This window comes from Sphingomonas sp. SORGH_AS_0438 (genome assembly GCF_031453475.1).
In the GTDB taxonomy this organism is placed as follows: Bacteria; Pseudomonadota; Alphaproteobacteria; order Sphingomonadales; family Sphingomonadaceae; genus Sphingomonas.
Genome location: NZ_JAVIZS010000001.1, coordinates 2,316,030 through 2,335,580 on the forward strand (window position 1 = coordinate 2,316,030; position 19,551 = coordinate 2,335,580).

Annotated in this window: 20 protein-coding genes; all 20 read right to left on the reverse strand. The window is 66.2% G+C overall.

Going from position 1 to position 19,551, the window contains the following annotated elements; all coding sequences use genetic code 11:
* Positions 1-9: 9 nt before the first annotated feature.
* The 20 genes from QE452_RS10795 to thiE all read right to left on the reverse strand — a co-directional run bounded on the left by QE452_RS10795 (position 10) and on the right by thiE (position 19,518).
* Positions 10-735, reverse strand: coding sequence for a biotin--[acetyl-CoA-carboxylase] ligase (locus QE452_RS10795; protein ID WP_309658128.1), 726 nt, complete (start codon positions 733-735; stop codon positions 10-12).
* Complete coding sequence (gene nuoN / locus QE452_RS10800) at positions 735-2,198, reverse strand: NADH-quinone oxidoreductase subunit NuoN (RefSeq protein WP_309657831.1); 1,464 nt, start codon at positions 2,196-2,198, stop codon at positions 735-737. Before nuoN ends, QE452_RS10795 begins: the two co-directional genes overlap by 1 nt.
* Positions 2,198-3,754 carry an NADH-quinone oxidoreductase subunit M gene (locus QE452_RS10805; protein WP_309657830.1) on the reverse strand — a complete coding sequence of 519 codons (1,557 nt, stop codon included), beginning with the start codon at positions 3,752-3,754 and terminating at the stop codon, positions 2,198-2,200. Before QE452_RS10805 ends, nuoN begins: the two co-directional genes overlap by 1 nt.
* Before the next feature lie 7 nt (positions 3,755-3,761).
* Complete coding sequence (nuoL, locus tag QE452_RS10810; protein ID WP_309657829.1) at positions 3,762-5,867, reverse strand: NADH-quinone oxidoreductase subunit L; 2,106 nt, start codon at positions 5,865-5,867, stop codon at positions 3,762-3,764.
* Positions 5,868-5,871: 4 nt separating this feature from the next.
* A complete protein-coding gene (nuoK, locus tag QE452_RS10815) occupies positions 5,872-6,177 on the reverse strand; it encodes an NADH-quinone oxidoreductase subunit NuoK (RefSeq protein WP_125995442.1) in 306 nt (101 codons plus the stop codon).
* A complete protein-coding gene (locus tag QE452_RS10820) occupies positions 6,174-6,785 on the reverse strand; it encodes an NADH-quinone oxidoreductase subunit J (protein WP_309657828.1) in 612 nt (203 codons plus the stop codon). Before QE452_RS10820 ends, nuoK begins: the two co-directional genes overlap by 4 nt.
* 43 nt (positions 6,786-6,828) lie before the next feature.
* Positions 6,829-7,314 carry an NADH-quinone oxidoreductase subunit NuoI gene (gene nuoI / locus QE452_RS10825; protein WP_125995438.1) on the reverse strand — a complete coding sequence of 162 codons (486 nt, stop codon included), beginning with the start codon at positions 7,312-7,314 and terminating at the stop codon, positions 6,829-6,831.
* 2 nt (positions 7,315-7,316) lie between these two features.
* On the reverse strand, positions 7,317-8,363 hold the full coding sequence (gene nuoH / locus QE452_RS10830; RefSeq protein WP_125995436.1) for an NADH-quinone oxidoreductase subunit NuoH: 1,047 nt from the start codon (positions 8,361-8,363) through the stop codon (positions 7,317-7,319).
* On the reverse strand, positions 8,360-10,354 hold the full coding sequence (gene nuoG, locus QE452_RS10835; protein WP_309657827.1) for an NADH-quinone oxidoreductase subunit NuoG: 1,995 nt from the start codon (positions 10,352-10,354) through the stop codon (positions 8,360-8,362). Before nuoG ends, nuoH begins: the two co-directional genes overlap by 4 nt.
* Complete coding sequence (gene nuoF / locus QE452_RS10840; protein ID WP_309730037.1) at positions 10,354-11,658, reverse strand: NADH-quinone oxidoreductase subunit NuoF; 1,305 nt, start codon at positions 11,656-11,658, stop codon at positions 10,354-10,356. The genes nuoG and nuoF overlap by 1 nt, the downstream gene beginning before the upstream one ends.
* The gene (locus tag QE452_RS10845) at positions 11,655-12,362 is read right to left on the reverse strand and encodes an NAD(P)H-dependent oxidoreductase subunit E (protein WP_309657825.1); all 708 of its coding nucleotides are present in this window, start codon (positions 12,360-12,362) and stop codon (positions 11,655-11,657) included. The genes nuoF and QE452_RS10845 overlap by 4 nt, the downstream gene beginning before the upstream one ends.
* Positions 12,362-13,576 carry an NADH-quinone oxidoreductase subunit D gene (locus tag QE452_RS10850; RefSeq protein ID WP_309658127.1) on the reverse strand — a complete coding sequence of 405 codons (1,215 nt, stop codon included), beginning with the start codon at positions 13,574-13,576 and terminating at the stop codon, positions 12,362-12,364. The genes QE452_RS10845 and QE452_RS10850 overlap by 1 nt, the downstream gene beginning before the upstream one ends.
* 62 nt (positions 13,577-13,638) lie before the next feature.
* Positions 13,639-14,517 carry an NADH-quinone oxidoreductase subunit C gene (locus tag QE452_RS10855; protein ID WP_309657824.1) on the reverse strand — a complete coding sequence of 293 codons (879 nt, stop codon included), beginning with the start codon at positions 14,515-14,517 and terminating at the stop codon, positions 13,639-13,641.
* Positions 14,514-15,083: an NADH-quinone oxidoreductase subunit B family protein gene (locus tag QE452_RS10860; protein ID WP_125995427.1), complete on the reverse strand. Its 570-nt coding sequence runs from the start codon at positions 15,081-15,083 to the stop codon at positions 14,514-14,516. The genes QE452_RS10855 and QE452_RS10860 overlap by 4 nt, the downstream gene beginning before the upstream one ends.
* Entirely contained in the window at positions 15,074-15,448 is a 375-nt protein-coding gene (gene ndhC, locus QE452_RS10865) for an NADH-quinone oxidoreductase subunit A (protein WP_125995425.1), read from the reverse strand. The genes QE452_RS10860 and ndhC overlap by 10 nt, the downstream gene beginning before the upstream one ends.
* A gap of 180 nt (positions 15,449-15,628) precedes the next feature.
* Positions 15,629-16,441, reverse strand: a complete 813-nt coding sequence (locus QE452_RS10870) for an inositol monophosphatase family protein (protein WP_125995423.1) — start codon at positions 16,439-16,441, stop codon at positions 15,629-15,631.
* A gap of 120 nt (positions 16,442-16,561) precedes the next feature.
* Positions 16,562-17,125 carry an elongation factor P gene (efp, locus tag QE452_RS10875; protein WP_125995421.1) on the reverse strand — a complete coding sequence of 188 codons (564 nt, stop codon included), beginning with the start codon at positions 17,123-17,125 and terminating at the stop codon, positions 16,562-16,564.
* Positions 17,126-17,178: 53 nt separating this feature from the next.
* A complete protein-coding gene (locus QE452_RS10880; protein ID WP_309657823.1) occupies positions 17,179-17,760 on the reverse strand; it encodes a M23 family metallopeptidase in 582 nt (193 codons plus the stop codon).
* A 3-nt stretch (positions 17,761-17,763) separates the two neighbouring features.
* Positions 17,764-18,765: a L,D-transpeptidase family protein gene (locus tag QE452_RS10885; protein WP_309657822.1), complete on the reverse strand. Its 1,002-nt coding sequence runs from the start codon at positions 18,763-18,765 to the stop codon at positions 17,764-17,766.
* 63 nt (positions 18,766-18,828) lie between these two features.
* Positions 18,829-19,518: a thiamine phosphate synthase gene (gene thiE, locus QE452_RS10890; protein ID WP_309657821.1), complete on the reverse strand. Its 690-nt coding sequence runs from the start codon at positions 19,516-19,518 to the stop codon at positions 18,829-18,831.
* Positions 19,519-19,551: the final 33 nt, after the last annotated feature.

Below are 19,551 nucleotides of genomic sequence, written 5' to 3' on the forward strand. Positions count from 1 at the left end.
GACGGCCCCTCAGATCAGGAAGATATCGGCGGCGTGGATGACACGGCGCTCGCCGCCCGCCAAGCGCAACAGGAGCGCGCCCTGCGCGTCCAGCCCGTCGAACAGACCGTCGACCATGGTCGCATCGGGGAGCCGCGCGGTGAGCGCCGTACCGATCGGGTGCGCCCGCTCCAGCCAGCGGCGGCGGACCGGCTCGATCCCGTCCGCCCGCCATCGATCCCGCCACCGCGCCATCGTCTCGCCCAGCACTTCTAGAAAGGTGGCCGGATCAACCGGCGCGCCGAGCGCCGCCAGGCTGGTGGTGGGACGATCCGGCAGGTCGGGATGATGCGCCAGATTGACGCCGAACCCGATCACCACCGCATCGCCAATGCGTTCGAGCAGGATGCCGGAGAGCTTCGCGGCCCCCGCCAGCAGGTCGTTGGGCCATTTGAGGGCCAGCGAGGTCGTGGCGGCGGCCTCGACGAACACCCGCACCGCCTCGTCCAGTGCCACGGCCGCGACCAGCGCCAGGCTGGCGGCGGGCGAGTCGGCCGGACGCAGGTAGAGGATGGTGCTGGCGTAGAGATTGCCGGGCGGCGACTGCCAGGGCCGCCCCTGCCGCCCACGTCCCCCCGTCTGGCGTTCGGCGCGGAGCCAGAGCCCCTCGACCGGCGACGCATCCGATCCGCCCGCCGCCAGGGCGAGCAGATCGGCGTTGGTCGATCCCGTCTCCGCGACCGTGCGGATGCCGATCAGAACAGCGCCTGTGCGGCTGCCATCGACCAGGCACCCAGCGCCGGGATCGCCAGATAACCGAGCGGCGACACGACGACCGCCGCCAGTGCGATCAGCCCGCCTTGCAGCGCGCCTTCCTCACCCTTGACGAAGGCCGGGGCCGGATCGTCGAAGTACATCGTCTTGACGATGCGAAGGTAATAATAGGCACCGATCGTCGACGCCGCGATACCGATTGCCGCCAGCGGGAACAGCCCGGCCTGCACCGCGGCCGAGAAGACCGCGAACTTGGCGTAGAAGCCGAACAGCGGCGGGATACCGGCGAGCGAGAACATGAAGATCGCCATCGCCGCCGCCAGCGCCGGCCGCGTGCGCGACATGCCCGACAGGCTGGCGATGCTCTCGACCGGCTGACCATCGGCCCCCCGCATCTGGAGCACGACCAGGAACGAGCCCAAGGTCATCGCGACATAGATGGCCATATAGGTCATCACGCCCGCCACGCCCTCGGCCGTGCCGGCGGCGAGGCCGACCAGCGCGAAGCCGACATTGTTGATCGACGAATAGGCGAGCAGGCGCTTGATGTTGGTCTGGCCGATCGCAGCCACCGCGCCCAGGATGATCGAGGCGAGCGCGGCGAAGATCACGATCTGGCGCCATTCGCCGAGCGCCGGACCCATCGCCTCAATGGCGACGCGCACCACCAGGCCGATCGCCGCGACCTTGGGGGCGGAGGCGAAGAAGGCGGTCACCGGCGTCGGTGCGCCCTCATAGACGTCGGGCGTCCACATGTGGAACGGCACGGCCGAGATCTTGAAGGCCAGGCCGGCGAAGACGAAGACTAGGCCGAACACCATGCCCAGCGACTTGACCGGATTGGCCGCGTCGATCGCATAGGCATCGGCGATGCCCCGGAACAGCGTGGTGCCGGTGAAGCCATAGACCAGGCTGACGCCGTAGAGCAGGATGCCGCTGGCCAGCGCGCCGAGCACGAAATATTTCAGGCCGGCTTCGGCGGACCGCTGGTCGCGCCGCATGAAGCTGGCGAGGACATAGGCCGCGAGGCTCTGCAACTCGAGGCCGACATAGAGGGTCAGCAGGTCGCCCGCCGACACCATCAGGCCCATGCCCGTTGCCGAGAGCAACATCAGCACCGGATATTCCGGCCGCAGATTGTCGCCCGCCGTCCGCTCGAAGAAGCCCGGCGCCATGATGATCGCGACCGCCGTGGCGATATAGATCAGCACCTTGGCGAAGGCCGCAAAGGCATCGGCGTGATAGAGGCCCAGATAGGCGTCGCCGCCATGCCCGGCGGGACCGGTCAGCGCGATGCCCGCGCCGAACAATATCGCGACCGAGGCCCAGGACACCGCGCGCGTCGCACCCGGACCGCCCCAGGCGGAGAACATCATGAGGATGACCGCGCCGACCCCGAGGATCACCTCGGGCAGCGACAGCATCAGATTGGCGGCATAATCCATTAGTGCGCCTCCCCCGGGGCGGCTTCTTCATGCGCTTCGTGCGCCTTCAGGGCGGCGACGGCGGCCGGATTGCCCGGCGTGGGACGGCTGTCGCTCGGCGGTGCGGCGCGGTCGACACGCTGCATCAGGATCGCCACGTCGCTCCGCATCGGCGCGAGGAAGCTTTCCGGATAGACGCCCATCCACAGCACCACGGCGGCGATCGGGGCCATCAGCCACATCTCGCGACCCGACAGGTCCGACATGCCGCGCACCTCGTCCGACTTGATCTCGCCATAGGCGATCCGGCGGTAGAGATAGAGCATGTATGCCGCGCCCAGGATGATGCTGGTCGTGCACAGCAGCGCGAACCAGGTCGAACGCTGATAGGTGCCCATCAGCGCCAGGAACTCGGCGACGAAGCCGCTGGTCCCCGGCAGGCCGATCGATGCCATGGTGAAGAACAGGAACAGCACCGCATATTTCGGCATGTTGATGCTGAGCCCGCCATAGCGCGCGATCTCGCGGGTGTGCAGCCTGTCGTAGATGACGCCGACGCACAGGAACAGCGCGCCCGACACCAGCCCGTGGCTGAGCATCATGATCATCGCGCCCTCGATGCCCTGCTGGTTGAAGGCGAACAGGCCGATGGTCACGATCGCCATGTGCGCGACCGACGAATAGGCGATCAGCTTCTTCATGTCGGACTGCACCAGCGCGACCAGCGAGGTATAGACGACCGCCACCGCCGACAGGGCGAAGATCAGCCAGGTCAGCTGACCCGACGCCTCCGGAAACATCGGCAGCGAGAAGCGCAGGAAGCCGTAGCCGCCCAGCTTCAGCAACACGCCCGCCAGAATGACAGAGCCCGCGGTCGGCGCCTGCACGTGCGCGTCGGGCAGCCAGGTATGGACCGGCCACATCGGCATCTTCACCGCGAAGGAGGCGAAGAAGGCCAGCCATAGCCATGTCTGGACATGCGCCGGGAAATCATAGGCCTGCAGATCGGGGATCGACGAGCTGTGGGCGGTCTGCGCCATGTAGATCATCGCGATCAGCATGAGAAGCGAGCCGAGCAGCGTGTACAGGAAGAACTTATACGACGCGTAGATGCGGTTCGCCCCGCCCCAGATGCCGATGATCAGATACATCGGGATCAAGCCGGCTTCGAAGAACAGATAGAAGAGGAACAGGTCCTGCGCGGCGAAGGTACCGATCATCAGCACCTCGGTCAGCAGGAACGCCGCCATATATTCCGGCACGCGGTTGGTGACCGAGCGCCAGCTCGCACCGATGCAGATCGGCATCAGGAACACGCTGAGCATGATCAGCATCAACGCGAAGCCATCAATGCCCAGGGTCCAGCTGAAGAAGCCGAGGCGCGGCCCCGGCTCGATGAACTGCCATTGCGCACCGCCGATGTCGAAGTTCAGCCAAAGCAGGATGCCCAGCACGAAATCGACCAGCGTGGCGGCGAGCGCCAGCCGGCGCGCGCCCTCCGCGGACAGGAACAGACAGATGACGGCGGCTACCAGCGGCACCGCGAGCATCAGCGAAAGAATGGGAAAGCCCTCCATCACCCGATCAACCCGCAATGACCCAGGTGACCGCGGCGGTGAGCCCGATCAGCATGACGAATGCATAGGAATAGACATATCCTGATTGCAGCTTGCCGGCAGCGCGGCTGCCCATCTGCACGACCCAGGCCGAGCCGTTCGGCCCGAACCGGTCGATCGTCTTCTCGTCGCCGCGATGCCACAAGAAGCGGCCGATCGCGAAGGCGGGGCGGACGAAGAGCAGATGGTACAGCTCGTCGAAATACCATTTGTTGAGCAGGAAGCGGTACAGTACGCCGAACTGGTCGCTGACCGCCGCCGGGAAGCGCGGATTGGCGATATAGGCGTACCAGGCGGTGCCCAGCCCGAGCAGCATCGCGATGGCTGTGGCCAGCTTCACCGGCTCCGGCACGGTGTGGATGGCGTGCATCAGATGCTCGTTGAAGAACAATGCGCCACGCCAGAAGGCCCCACCCGTTTCCGCACCGATGAAGAAGGGCGCGAAGACGAAGCCCGCCGCGATCGCGCCAATCGACAATACGATCAACGGGACAAGCATCGGGAACGGACTTTCATGGGGATGATAGCCCGCCGTGCCGACCTGCAGATCCTGCTGGCGCGGGCCATGCTGCGACGGGGCGTCGCCCGCATCCTCGGCCTGGGCCGGGTTGTGGTGCGCCTCGTCGGCATGGTGCGCGTCATGGCCATGCGCATGATCGTCATGACCATGGCCGTGCGCATCATGCACCGCGTGCTGGATATGCTCCGAATTGACCCAGCGCGGCTTGCCCCAGAAGGTCAGGAACATCAGGCGCCAGGAATAGAAGCTGGTCAGCAGCGCGACGAGCACGCCGACGAACCAGGTCCCCGGCTGCCCGGCTGCCCAGGCCGCCTCGATAATCGCGTCCTTCGAATAGAAGCCCGCGAAACCGATGTCCACGAACGGCAGGCCGACGCCGGTGATGGCGAGCGTGCCCATCATCATGCCCCAGAAGGTCAGCGGGATCTCTTTCCGCAGGCCGCCATAATAGCGCATGTCCTGCTCGTGGTGCATCGCATGGATCACCGAGCCGGCCCCCAGGAACAGCAGCGCCTTGAAGAAGGCGTGTGTGAACAGGTGGAACATCGCCGCGCCATAGGCGCCGATGCCGGCAGCGAAGAACATGTAGCCGAGCTGCGAACAGGTCGAATAGGCGATGACGCGCTTGATGTCGGTCTGAACCAGGCCGCAGGTCGCGGCGAACAGGCAGGTCGCTGCACCGACCCAGCGCACGACCTCGAGCGCGGCGGGCGCGACCTCGAACATCGGCGACAGGCGGCAGACCATGAAGACGCCGGCCGTGACCATGGTCGCGGCGTGGATCAGCGCCGACACCGGGGTCGGGCCTTCCATCGCGTCCGGCAACCAGGTGTGCAGGCCGAGCTGCGCCGACTTGCCCATCGCGCCGACGAACAGCAGCAGGCAGAGCACCGTCATCGTGTCGGCGCGGAAGCCGAGGAAGCCGATGGTGGAACCCGCCATGCTCGGCGCGGCCGCCAGGATCGCCGGGATCGACACGGTGTTGAACACCAGGAAGGTCCCGAAGATGCCGAGCATGAAACCGAGATCGCCGACGCGGTTGACCACAAAGGCCTTGATTGCGGCGGCGTTGGCGGTCGGCTTGCGGAACCAGAAGCCGATCAGCAGATAGGAGGCGAGACCCACCCCTTCCCAGCCGAAGAACATCTGGATCAGGCTGTCCGCCGTCACCAGCATCAGCATGGCGAAGGTGAAGAGGCACAGATAGGCGAAGAAGCGCGGCTGGTCCGGGTCCTCGCTCATATAGCCCCAGCTATAGAGATGGACCAAGGCCGACACGGTGGTGATGACCACCAGCATGACCGCGGTCATGGTGTCGACGCGCAGCGCCCAGTCGACGTTCATGCTGCCGGAATGGATCCAGTCGAGCACCGGCGTCACCGTGGCGGGCGTGTTGCCGCCCAGGAAGCCGATGAAGATCGGCCATGACAGCAGGCACGAGACGAACAGCGCGCCGGTCGTGACCAGCTTCGCCGGCGTCGCGCCGATAGCCTTGTTTCCCAGCCCCGCGATCGCGGCGGCGAGGAGCGGCAGAAAGACGATTGCGAGGATCAACCGTTTACCCCTTCATCCGGTTGACGTCGTCGGTCGCGATGGTGCCGCGGCCACGATAGTAGATCACGAGAATGGCGAGACCGATCGCCGCCTCGCCGGCGGCGACGGTCAGCACGAACATCGAGAAGACCTGCCCGACCAGATCGCCCAGGAAGGACGAGAAGGCGACGAGGTTGATGTTCACCGACAGCAGGATCAGCTCGATCGCCATCAGGATGACAATCAGGTTCTTCCGGTTGAGGAAGATGCCCGCGCAACCCATGGTGAACAGGATCGCCGAGACGACCAGATAATGGATCAGTCCGATCACAGCTCCACCCCCTGGCCCACGGCCGGCTTGACGTTGCGGGTCGCGTCCTGCGGACGGCGCGCGACCTGGCGGCTGATATTCTGCGCCCGCGTGCCGCCCCGCTCGCGATGGGTCAGCACGATCGCGCCGATCATCGCCACCAGCAGGACAAAGCCCGCCGCCTCGAACAGGAACAGGTAGCGCGTGTAGAGCAGCTGCCCCAGCGCCTCGATGTTCGGCAGCGCGCGGTCGACCGGCGCGACGCGGCGCGTCAGGTCGATCTTGCCGGCGTTCCAGGCGAAGGCCGCGATCATGATCTCGGCCGCCAGCGCCGCGCCGAGCGCGAGGCCGATCGCCGCATAGCGCGCGACATCGGTCTTCAGCTGCGCGAAGTCGATGTCCATCATCATGACGACGAACAGGAACAGCACCGCGACCGCGCCGACATAGACGATGACGAGCAGCATCGCGATGAACTCGGCACCGACCAGGACCATCAGCCCCGCCGCGTTGAAGAATGCCAGGATGAGCCACATGACCGAGTGCACCGGATTGCGCGACGAGATCGTCAAGCCGGCGGACACGACCAGAATGGCGGCGAACAGGTAAAAGGCAATGGCCTGGATCACGCGACGGCCCCCTTACCCGCGCTGAGTCGATTGTGCGGGCGCATTAACGATACGGCGCATCGGCGGCAAGGTTCGCCGCGATCGTGCGCTCCCAACGGTCACCATTATCGAGCAGCTTCGCCTTGTCGTAGATCAGCTCCTCGCGCGTCTCGGTCGAGAATTCATAGTTCGGACCCTCGACGATCGCGTCCACGGGGCAGGCCTCCTGGCACAGACCGCAATAGATGCACTTGGTCATGTCGATGTCGTAGCGCGTCGTGCGGCGGCTGCCGTCGTCGCGCGGTTCGGCCTCGATCGTGATCGCCTGCGCCGGGCACACCGCCTCGCAAAGCTTGCACGCGATGCACCGCTCTTCCCCATTGGGATAGCGACGCAGCGCATGTTCGCCCCGGAAGCGCGGGCTTACCGGATTGCGTTCATACGGATAGTTGATCGTCGCCTTGGCCTTGAAGAAATATTTCAGCGTGAGGGCGTGGGCCTTCACGAACTCCCAAAGCGTAAACGCCTTGACGTATTGCGCGACACTCATCGTCAAATCCCAACCCGGTGGTACATGAGCACACCGGACACGAGGAACACCCAGAACAGCGACACCGGCAGGAAGACCTTCCAGCCCAGCCGCATCAGCTGGTCGTAGCGGTAACGGGGTACCGTCGCCTTGATCCAGCTGAACACGAAGAAGAAGAACAGGATCTTGGCGAAGAGCCAGATGATCCCCGGCACCATATAGAGCGGTGCCCAGTCGATCGGCGGCAGCCAGCCCCCCCAGAACAGCGTCGCGTTGAGCGCGCACATCAGGATGACATTGGCATATTCGCCGAGCCAGAAGAGCGCGAAGCTCATCGAGCTATATTCGGTCTGATATCCGGCGACGAGCTCGGACTCCGCTTCCGTCAGGTCGAACGGTGCGCGCTGGGTCTCGGCCAGCGCCGAGATCAGGAACATCACCGCCATCGGAAAGAGCAGCGGATTGAAGCCGTTGCCGTTGACGAAGCCGTACAACCCCTTCTGCGCGGCGACGATGCCGGAGAGGTTGAAGGTGCCCGACCACAGGACGATGGAAATCAGGATGAAGCCGATCGCGACTTCGTAGCTGACCATCTGCGCGGCCGCGCGCAGCGCCGAGTAGAAGGGATATTTCGAGTTGGACGCCCAGCCCGACAGGATGATGCCATAGACGCCGAGCGACGAGGCGGCGAGCACGTAGAGCAGGCCGACATTGATGTCGGCGAGCACCACGCCCGGCGCGAACGGCACCACCGCCCAGACGATCAGCGCGACCGTGAAGGTGATGATCGGTGCCAGCAGGAACAGGCCGCGATTGGCCGCCGTCGGGATGATCGTTTCCTGCAGGAAGACCTTGAGGCCGTCCGCGAAGGACTGGAGCAGGCCGAGCGGGCCGACGACGTTGGGGCCACGACGCAGGGCCATCGCCGCCCAGATCTTGCGATCGGCATAGATGATCATCGCCACGGCCAGCATCAGCGGCAGCGCGATGACCAGGATGCCGATGATCGTCGACACGAACCAGGCCCAGCCATAGGGCAGGCCCACGGTGGTTTCGAAGAACGAGGTCATTCCGCAGCCTCCGCGAAGGTCTCGCCATGGACGAGTTCGGCCGAGCAGCGCTGCATGGTCGGGCTCGCCCGGCAGATCGCGTTAGTCAGGTAGAAATCCTTGATCGGATAGCCGTCGAGCACGCCGCTGGCGCTGCCGTCGAGCGCCGGCACCTGCCAGTCGAACGACACCAGGCCCTCGTCACGCAGCGCCGGCACTTCGCCGAACATCTCTTCGCGCAGGCCCGCCAAGCTGTCGAACGGCAGACGCCGGCCGATCACGTCGGACAGGGCGCGGAAGATCGACCAATCCTCGCGCGCGTCGCCCGGTGCGAACACCGCACGCTCGCCGCGCTGGACCCGGCCTTCCAGATTGACCCAGGTGCCCGACTTCTCGGCATAGGTCGTACCCGGCAGAACCACATCGGCCGCGGCCGCACCGCGATCGCCGTGATGGCCGACATAGACCTTGAACCCGCCGAACTTGGTGAAGTCGACTTCGTCCGCGCCCAGGAAGAAGGTCAGCTCGGCGTCGTGCAGGTCGGCGATGCCGCCCTTCTGCGCATAGCCGAGCATCAGCCCGCCCATCCGGCTCGCCGCCATGTGGACCACGTTGAAGCCGTTCCAGCCGTCCTTCACCAGGCCCAGCGTGTCGACCAGCTTCAGCGCCGCGCCGTGCCCGCCCTTCAGCGCCGCACCGCCGACAATGACCATCGGCTTGCTGGCGTCGGTGAAGGTCTTGACCAGCGCCTCGGGCAAATTGCCGAGGATCGACAGGTCCGCGCCCAGCCACTCGACCTTGTAGGTCAGGTCGGTCTCGGGGCCGATCGCGAAGACCTTCGCGCCCTTCTTGATCGCCTTGCGGATGCGGGTGTTCACCAGCGGCGCTTCCCAGCGCAGGTTGGTGCCGACCAGCAGGATCGCGTCCGCCTCTTCGGCGCCGGCGATCGTGCTGTTGAAATTGACCGCCGCCATCGAGGAGGTGTCATAGGCCATGCCGGTCTGGCGGCCTTCCAGCCGGTCCGAGCCGAGCGTGCGGAGCAGCGCCTTGGCCGCGTACATCGTCTCGCAATCGACCAGGTCGCCGGCCACCGCCGCGACGCTGCCGCCATGCGCGACCGCCGCGATCGCGGCGAACGCCTCATCCCAGGTCGCCGCCACCAGCTTGCCGTCCCGCCGCACGAAGGGACGGTCGAGCCGGCGACGGACCAGGCCGTCAACCACATGGCGCGTCTTGTCCGACGCCCATTCCTCGTTCACGTCCTCGTTGATGCGCGGCACGCAGCGCAACACCTGCCGGCCCCGGCTGTCGAGGCGGATATTGGTGCCGACCGCGTCCATCACGTCGATGGTCAGCGTCCGCCGCAGCTCCCAGGGCCGCGCCTCATAGGCATAGGGCTTGGACGTCAGCGCGCCGACCGGGCAGAGATCGACGACATTGCCGCTCAGCTCGCTCGTCACCGCCTCTTCGAGATAGGAGGTGATCTGCATGTTCTCGCCGCGATAGATCGCGCCGATCTCCTCCACGCCCGCGACCTCTTCGGCGAAGCGGATGCAGCGGGTGCACTGGATGCAGCGGGTCATGATCGTCTTGACGATCGGACCCATATATTTCTCGGTGACCGCGCGCTTGTTCTCCTGGAAGCGCGACTGGCCACGGCCATAGGCGATCGACTGGTCCTGCAGGTCGCACTCGCCGCCCTGATCGCAGATCGGGCAGTCGAGCGGATGGTTGATCAGTAGGAATTCCATGATGCCCTCGCGGGCATTCTTCACCATCGGCGTGGTGGTGAAGACCTCCTGGTTCTCGGCGGCGGGCAGCGCGCACGAGGCCTGGGGCTTGGGCGGCCCCGGCTTCACCTCGACCAGGCACATGCGGCAATTGCCGGCGATCGACAGCCGCTCGTGATAGCAGAAGCGGGGAATTTCCTTCCCTGCCGCTTCGCACGCCTGGAGCACCGTGGCGCCCTGCGGCACCTCGACCTCGATCCCGTCTACTTTCAGCTTGGGCATTATTCGGCAGCTTCCTGCATCGGCGCGAGCGAGCCGCCGCGCTCATGGATGCGGCGTTCCAGCTCGGGCCGGAAATGGCGGATGAGACCCTGGATCGGCCAGGCGGCAGCGTCGCCCAGCGCACAGATCGAATGGCCCTCGACCTGCTTGGTCACCTGCTGGAGCATGTCGATGTCCGACACCTCGGCGTCGCCGGTGCGCAGCCGCTCCATTACGCGCCACATCCAGCCGGTGCCCTCACGGCACGGGGTGCACTGGCCGCAGCTCTCATGCTTGTAGAAATAGGACAGCCGGCTGATCGCGCGGACCACGTCGGTCGACTTGTCCATGACGATGATCGCGGCGGTGCCCAGACCCGATCCGACCGCCTTCAAGCCGTCGAAATCCATCGCACAGTTCATGATCTGGGCGGCCGGCACCAGCGGCACCGAGGAACCGCCCGGGATCACCGCGAGCAGATTGTCCCAGCCGCCGCGAATGCCGCCGCAATGCTTCTCGATCAGTTCGCGGAAGCTGATCGACATCGCTTCCTCGACCACGCAGGGCGTGTTCACATGGCCGCTGATCTGGAACAGCTTGGTGCCGCGGTTATTCTCTGCCCCGAAGCTGGAGAACCATTCCGCGCCGCGTCGCAGGATCGTCGGCGCGACCGCGATCGACTCGACATTGTTGACCGTCGTCGGGCAGCCATAGAGACCCGCCCCCGCCGGGAAGGGCGGCTTGAGGCGCGGCTGGCCCTTCTTGCCCTCCAGGCTTTCGAGCATCGCGGTCTCTTCGCCGCAGATATAGGCGCCGGCGCCACGATGGACGAAGACGTCGAAGTCGTAGCCCGAGCCGCAGGCGTTCTTGCCAACCAGCCCGGCCGCATAGGCCTCGGCCACCGCCGCGAACAGCGTCTCCGCCTCGCGGATATATTCGCCGCGAATGTAGATATAGGCCGCCCGCGCGCGCATCGCGAAGCCCGCGACCAGCGCGCCCTCGATCAGCTTGTGCGGATCGTGGCGAATGATCTCGCGGTCCTTGCACGAACCCGGCTCGGATTCGTCGGCGTTGATGACCAGGAAATTCGGCCGGTCGGGGCGCGGCTCCTTGGGCATAAAAGACCATTTGGTGCCGGTCGGGAAGCCCGCGCCGCCACGGCCGCGCAGGCCGCTGGCCTTGACCACGTCGATGATCTTGTCGTTGCCGAGGTCCAGCAGCGCCTTGGTATTGTCCCAGTCGCCGCGCGCCCGCGCCGCGTCCAACCGCCACGACTGATAGCCGTAGAGGTTGGTGAAGATGCGATCCTTGTCCTGAAGGCTCATGCCTCGACTCCCCGCGCTTCCCCCTGCCGGGCGACGTTCCATTCGCCGCGATAGTCGTGATTCTCGGTCACCATCGCGGTCAGCGAGGTCGGACCGCCCACCGGCTCGACGGTGTGGCGACCGGGCTGTTGCGTGCCCGGCTTCGGCGTCTCGCCGCGCGCCAGCGCCTCAAGGATCGCGGTGGTGCGATCGTAATCGAGATCCTCGTAATTGTCGTCGTTCACCTGGACCATCGGTGCGGACGAGCAATTGCCCATGCACTCGACCTCGGTCAGCGTGAACAGGCCGTCGGGCGTGGTCTTGCCCTTGATCAGCCCCTTGTTCTTGCACGCGGCGAACACATCGTCGCTGCCCGCCAGCATGCACGGCGTCGTGCCGCAGACCTGGACGTGATAGCGGCCGACGGGTGCCAGGTTGAACATGGTGTAGAAGGTCGCGACCTCGTACACGCGCATATACGGCACGCCGATATAGCGCGCGACATATTCGATCACCGGAACCGGCAGCCAACCCTGCGTCTGCGTCTCGGCGCCCACCTGGCGCTGTGCCAGGTCGAGCAGCGGGATCGAGCCGGATTGCTCGCGTCCGGCCGGATAGCGCGCCAGCACCTCCTGCGCCTTGCGGGCATTCTCCTCGGTCCAGGCGAACGCGCCCCAGCGCGCGCGGACCTCGGCTTCGTCGGGGATATGAACGGCGTCAGCCATTATCGGTCACACTCACCAAAAACGATGTCCATCGCGCCCAGGATCGCGGTCGTGTCCGCCAGCATGTGCCCCCGGCTCATGAAGTCGGCCGCCTGGAGGTGCGAGAAGGCGGTCGGCCGGATCTTGCAGCGATACGGCTTGTTGGTGCCGTCCGACACCAGGAACACGCCGAACTCGCCCTTCGGGCTCTCGGTCGCGACATAGACCTCGCCGGCCGGCACGTGATAGCCCTCGGTATAGAGCTTGAAGTGGTGGATCAGCGCCTCCATCGAGCGCTTCATCTCCGACCGCTTGGGCGGCACGACCTTGCGGTCGTCCGAGGCGATCGGCCCTTCCGGCATTTCGGCCAGGCACTGCTTCATGATCCGCGCCGACTGGCGGACCTCCTCCACGCGCACCATGAACCGGTCGTAGCAATCGCCGCGCGTGCCCACCGGCACCTCGAAGTCCATGCGCGCATAGACGTCATAGGGCTGCTGCTTGCGCAGGTCCCAGGGGATGCCCGCGGCCCGGATCATCGGACCCGAAAAGCCCCAGGCGATCGCATCGTCGCGGCTGACCGTGGCGATGTCGACGTTGCGCTGCTTGAAGATGCGGTTGTCGGCGACCAGGCTGATCGCGTCCTCGAACAGGCGCGGCAGGCGCGTGTCGAGCCAGTCGGCGATGTCGGTCAGCAGCTTCAGCGGCACGTCCTGATGGACGCCACCCGGACGCATGTAATTGTGATGCATCCGCGCGCCGCTCGCACGCTCGAAGAAGTTGAGGCAGTCCTCGCGGATCTCGAACAGCCACAGGTTCGGCGTCATCGCGCCCACGTCCATCACGTGCGAACCCAGGTTCAGCATGTGGTTGGAGATGCGGGTCAGCTCGGCGAAGAACACGCGCAGATATTGCGCGCGCAGCGGCACCTCGATGTCGAGCAGCTTCTCGACCGCCAGCACGAAGCTGTGCTCCATGCACATGGGCGAGCAATAGTCGAGCCGATCGAAATAGGGCAGCGCCTGGGCGTAGGTCTTGTACTCGATCAGCTTCTCGGTGCCGCGGTGGAGCAGGCCGATATGCGGGTCGACCCGCTCGATGATCTCGCCGTCCAGCTCCAGCACCAGCCGCAGCACGCCGTGCGCCGCCGGGTGCTGGGGACCGAAGTTGATCGTGTAGTTCTGGATGGTGACATCGCCCTCGGTCGGGTGCGCGGGCGTATGCACGTCCAGCACTTCGTCGACATAGGGATCGATCGTGGTCGTCGCCGGGGCGACCTCCACTCCGGGGATATGGCTCACTGATTCTGTCCTTTGCCCGCGGTCGGGATCACGTCCGGATCCGCCGGCTTGGGGGTCGCATCACTTTCCGCGCTGCCCTTGCCCGTATCGGCGGTGCTCTCCGCCGTGGTCTTGGCATAGGGTTCGCTCGACGCCTTCGGCTCCTGCTTGGCGGAACCGGTTGCATCCGCCTTCTGCACCTGGTCCGCAGTCGCGGGCGTCTGCGCGCCCTTGTCCTGCGGCAGGGCGGCCGGCGGAGTGCTGGCCGCGCCCGGGGCCGGCTTCGCCTTCTCGTCGCCGGGCAGGATGTACTCGGCACCCTCCCACGGGCTGAGGAAGTCGAAGGTGCGGAAGTCCTGCGCGAGCTGCACCGGCTGATACACGACGCGCTTCTCCTCCTCGGAGTAGCGCAGCTCGGTATAGCCGGTCATCGGGAAGTCCTTGCGGAGCGGATGGCCGCGAAAGCCATAGTCCGTCAGGATTCGACGCAGGTCCTTGTTACCCTCGAACAGCACGCCGTATAGGTCATAGACCTCGCGCTCCAGCCAGCCAGCAACCGGCCAGATGCCGGTGACGGACGGGATCGGATGCTCCTCGTCGGTCGCGACATGGACCTGGACACGGTGGTTCCGGGTCATCGACAGCAGGTTGTACACCACGTCGAACCGTTCCGCGCGCTGCGGATAGTCGACGCCGGCGATCTCCATCAGCTGCTGATATTCCAGGCCCGGCGTGTCGCGCAGCGCGATCATCGCCGGGACCAGCGCGTCGCGATGGACGTGCAGCTGCACCTCGCCGACCAGCTCGACCGCATGGACCAGCCCGGCGCCGATCGCACGGGTCGCCACCTCGATCGTGTTGCCGGCGGCGGCATAGGCAGGCGCCGGCGCCCTCATCGCTCGATACTCCCGCTGCGGCGGATCTTCCGCTGCAACTGCATCACGCCATAGAGCAGCGCCTCGGCGGTCGGCGGGCAGCCGGGGACGTAGATGTCCACCGGCACGATGCGATCGCACCCACGCACCACCGAATAGCTGTAATGGTAATAGCCGCCGCCATTGGCGCAGCTGCCCATCGAGATGACGTATTTCGGCTCCGACATCTGGTCATAGACCTTGCGGAGCGCGGGAGCCATCTTGTTGCACAGCGTGCCGGCGACGATCATCACGTCCGACTGGCGCGGCGATGCGCGCGGCGCGGCACCGAACCGTTCCAGATCGTAGCGCGGCATGTTGACGTGGATCATCTCCACGGCGCAGCACGCCAGGCCGAAGGTCATCCACCAGAGCGAGCCGGTGCGCGCCCATTGGAACAACTCCTCGGTCGAGGTGACGAGGAAGCCCTTGTCGGTCAGTTCACCGTTCAGGCTGTCGAAAAATCCGTGATCGGGCGGCACCACGGCCGCGCCGCCGTCCGGGCGAGCCTTGAGTTCGACCGGACCGGAGTGAAGCTCTACTCCCAATCCAACGCTCCCTTCTTCCAGGCATAGGCGAGGCCGAGGGCCAGTTCGCCGATAAAGATCATCATGCCGAACCACGCGGTCCAGCCGATGCTGAACACCGAGACCGCCCAGGGGTAGATGAACGCCGCCTCCAGATCGAAGACGATGAACAGGATCGCGACCAGGTAGAAGCGGACGTCATACTGGCTGCGCGGGTCCTCGAAGGCGGGGAAGCCGCATTCATATTCGGACAGCTTCTGCTCGTCGGGCTTGTGGGCGCCGGTGAGCCGGCCGACCGCCATCGGCAGGAAGACGAACGCGCTCGACAGCGCGAGGGCCACCCCGAGGAAGATGAGGATCGGCAGATATTGCGACAGATCGACCAAAACGGTTCTCGCAAGTGCGAACGGATGAACGAGGGCTTTAGGCGCGCCGGACAGGTCGGGCAAGGTTTCCAACCGCTTGCGAATCACTCTCAACGAGAGACGATCACGCCATCCTGGCGACGCGCCGAAGCGCGAAAGCTAAGTATAGGTACTTGTTACCGATTTCCCAGAGCCGGCGGGTTAACGCAGAGCACCGGCGACGAGCTTATGCAGCTTGCTGTGCAGCGCATCGTTGCAGGCGAGGAACTCGTTCCGCTCCTGCGCCCGGTCCGCGCCGCGATAGTCGGTGACATAGCCGCCGGCTTCCTTGACCAGCAGCAGGCCGGCCGCCGTGTCCCAGGGCTTCAGCCCCGATTCCCAATAGCCGTCGAACCGCCCCGCCGCGACCCAGGCCAGGTCGAGCGCGGCCGAGCCGAGTCGGCGGATGCCGGCGACCTGCGGCGCGACCGCCCCGAAGATGCGCGTCCATTCGACGAAGTCGCCATGGCCCAGGAACGGGATGCCGGTCGCGATCAGCGCCTCCGACAGGTCGCGGCGGGAGGACACGCGCAGCCGCTGATCGGTCAGCCAGGCGCCCCGGCCCTTCTCGGCCCAGAAGCTCTCATCGGTCAGCGGCTGGTAGACCAGGGCCGTGGTGATCTCGCGCTTGCCGTTCGGCATCGGCTCCTCGACCGCGATCGAGATGGCGAAGTGCGGGATGCCGTGGAGGAAGTTGGACGTGCCGTCGAGCGGATCGACGATGAAGCGCGGCTTGTCGGGATCGCCCGCCACCTCGCCACGCTCCTCCATCAGGAAACCCCAGTCGGGCCGGGCGCGCGACAGTTCCTCGAACAGGGTCTGCTCGGCGCGCTGGTCGGCCATCGACACGAAGTCGGCGGGGCCCTTGCGGCTCACCTGGAGCTGCTGGACCTCGTTGAAGTCGCGCCGAAGACGCGGCGCAGCCTTGCGCGCGGCACGCTCGATCACCGTCATCAGGCCGGAATGCGAAGGCATGATATTCTCCATCCTCCCACGGGCGGGAGGAACTGGTCAGGGGGCGGCCGAAGCGACCGGTATCGAGGCGGGGAGCGACGATGCGAACGACGCCGGCCCCTGCCCCATTATAGAGGACGATCAGTCCGCGCGGCGGACGTAGGTCTGCTCGTACACGTCGACGACGATGCGCGTGCCGGCGGCGATGTGCGGCGGCACCATCACGCGCACGCCATTGTCGAGCACGGCCGGCTTGTACGACGAGGAAGCGGTCTGCCCCTTCACCACCGCATCGGCCTCGACGATCGTCGCCTCGATCGTGTCGGGCAGTTGTACCGAGATCGGCTTTTCGTCGTACAGCTCCATCACCACGTCCATGCCGTCCTGCAGGAAGGCCGCGGCGTCGCCCAGAATACCGGCGTCGAGCGTGATCTGCTCGTAATTGTCCTTGTCCATGAAGGTCAGTTGATCGCCGTCCTTGAACAGGAACTGGAAATCCTTGGTGTCGAGGCGGACGCGCTCGACCGTCTCCGCCGAGCGGAAGCGAACGTTGTTCTTGCGCCCGTCGATCAGGTTCTTCATCTCGACCTGCATATAGGCGCCGCCCTTGCCGGGCTGCGTATGCTGGATCTTGACGGCGCGCCAGATGCCGCCGTCATACTCGATGATGTTGCCGGGACGGATGTCCACGCCGCTGATCTTCATGGATTGACCTGCTGAAAAGAGCCGGGGGCGTCGTCGCCCCGATGCCCGGCGATTTAGCGTCCTGCGGTCGATCCGGCAAGCAGGGGGTAGGGATTGACCGACTGTCCCTGCCACCAGCGCTCGCCCGGCGCCATGCGTTGCAGCCCGAAATGGAGATGCGTGTTGCCCACGCCCGCATCGCCGGTGTCGCCGACAAAGCCGATCCGCTGCCCGCGCGCGACCGCCTGCCCCTCGGCCAGGCCGGGCGCATAGCCGGCGAGATGCGCGTAATAATAGATCCAGCGCCTACTGGGCGAGCGGACATAGATGGTCAGGCCACCCAGGTCGCTGGTGAAAAGCTTCTCCACCCGGCCGGGGGCGGCGGCGAGGACGGCCGTACCGCCCGGGGCCATGATGTCGGTGCCCTGGTGCGTCCGGCCCCCCTCCCCGCGCGGATCACCCCAGCTATCCGCGATGCCGGTGCGCGCGACACCGGCCACCGGCACCGCCAGCACGGCGTCCTCGTCGACGATGCTGGCGGACGGCCGAGCGGACGGCAGCGTCGGCCTGCCCGATCCACCGAACCGGGTCATCGAGGCGAACAGCGCCCCCACGATCACCACCAGCGCCAGGATGACCCAGCCGACCCGGCTCATGCGCTATTCCTGGAAGATGGCCGGCGTACCCGGCTTCACCATCAGGGCCAGGCGCGCCACGTTCCAATTGGCCAGGCGCACGCAGCCATGGCTCTCGGTGCGGCCGATCAGCTGCGGCTCGGGCGTGCCATGGATGCCGTAATGCGGCTTGCTGAGGTCCAGCCACACCACGCCGACCGGGCCATTGGGTCCGGGCGGCAGCATCGCCTTCTTGTCGTCCTTGTCCGCGTCCCAGAACAAAGCCGGGTTGAAGTGGAATTTCGGGTTATAGTCCGCGCCCTTGACCGTCCATTTGCCGATCGGCAGCGGGTCGTGGGTCGAGCCGGTCGTCACCTGGAACTGCGCGACCAGCTTGTCGGCCTTGTCATAGACGCGCAGCACCTTGTCCGACTTGTCGACCACCAGCTTCGCCGCCTGCGGCTGTACGGCATCGACATTGAGGCCGTTCAGCGTCGCGATCCAGTCGGGGCGCAACTTGGCATCATAAGCGCGGCTCGACGGCAGCACATTGGGGAAGGTCACGCGGCTGCCCGGCCGCAGCCAGGTCTGCGGACTGTTGAGCGCCACCAGCACCTGCGGCGTGGTGTGGAACATCTCCGCCAGCTTTTCGAGCGGGCTGCGATAATAGAGGCCGGGCAGCTTGGCCTGCTGGTCCTCGCCGTGCGGGATCGGGTTGATGTACGGGCCGGCGAGCACCCGCGCATCGAGCGTCAGCACCTTGGTCGCTTCCGTACCCCAATAGGGGCGGAGCGCCGCCATGGTCGCCGCATCGGGCTCGCCGCTGGTCTTGAGGCCCCGGCTTTCCTGGAACCCCTTGATCGCGGCGGTCAGCGACATGCCCGGCCGCCCGTCGATCACCCCCGGCGAGAAGCCCAGCCGATCGAGCACCACCTGCATCTTCATCAGGCCGGGATCGATCGGCACGGGGGCCGTGGCGGGCGGGGTCTGGGCAATGGCGGCGGGCGCGGCCAGCGCCGCGACCAGACTCAGGGTGATGCGGCGCATGGCTCTCCAATCCGAACGGTTACGTATCCGGATCAAACGAGCGAGGCCCGGCTTGGCTCCGCCCTAGCCTTGTCCGCCAAGCACTTGCGCGAAGGCCCGGACCGCCGCCGCTTCGTCGCCCGACCAGACCGCGCCCGACACCGCCAGGAAATCCGCGCCCGCCGCGACCAGTGGCGCGGCGTTATCTGGCGTGATCCCGCCGATCGCGACGCAAGGTAGTTCGAACAGGGCCGACCACCAGGACAGGACCACCGGCTCGGCCTGATGCTTCACCACCTTGGTGGTGGTCGGGTAGAAGCTGCCGAACGCGACATAGTCCGCGCCGGCATCGCCCGCCTCCATCGCCAGATGGCGGCTGTCGTGACAGGTGACGCCGATCTGCACCGACGGTCCGAGCGCGTCGCGCGCCTCGCGCGGATCGCCATCCTCCTGGCCCAGATGCACCCCGTCCGCGCCCAGCCGCTTGGCGAGGCTGATCGAATCATTGACGATGAAGGCGACCTCGCGATCCGCGCAAATCCGCTGGAGCGGCTCGGCAAGGCGCGCCGCCTCATGCTGGTCGACATCCTTGACGCGGAACTGGAAGGCCGCGACCGGCCCGGCATCCAGTGCGCGCGCCAGCCGGTCGGCGAAGCCGCCGGCCACGTCGAGCGGCGAGATCAGATAGAGTTGGCAGGGTGGCCGCCGCACGTCGCGCTGGAAGGCGGCGGCGAAATTCGGGTCGAGAGGGCCCAGGGGATCGTCTTCGGTCATCCCCCCGCCCTAGCCGCTTGCAGCCGCGTGCTC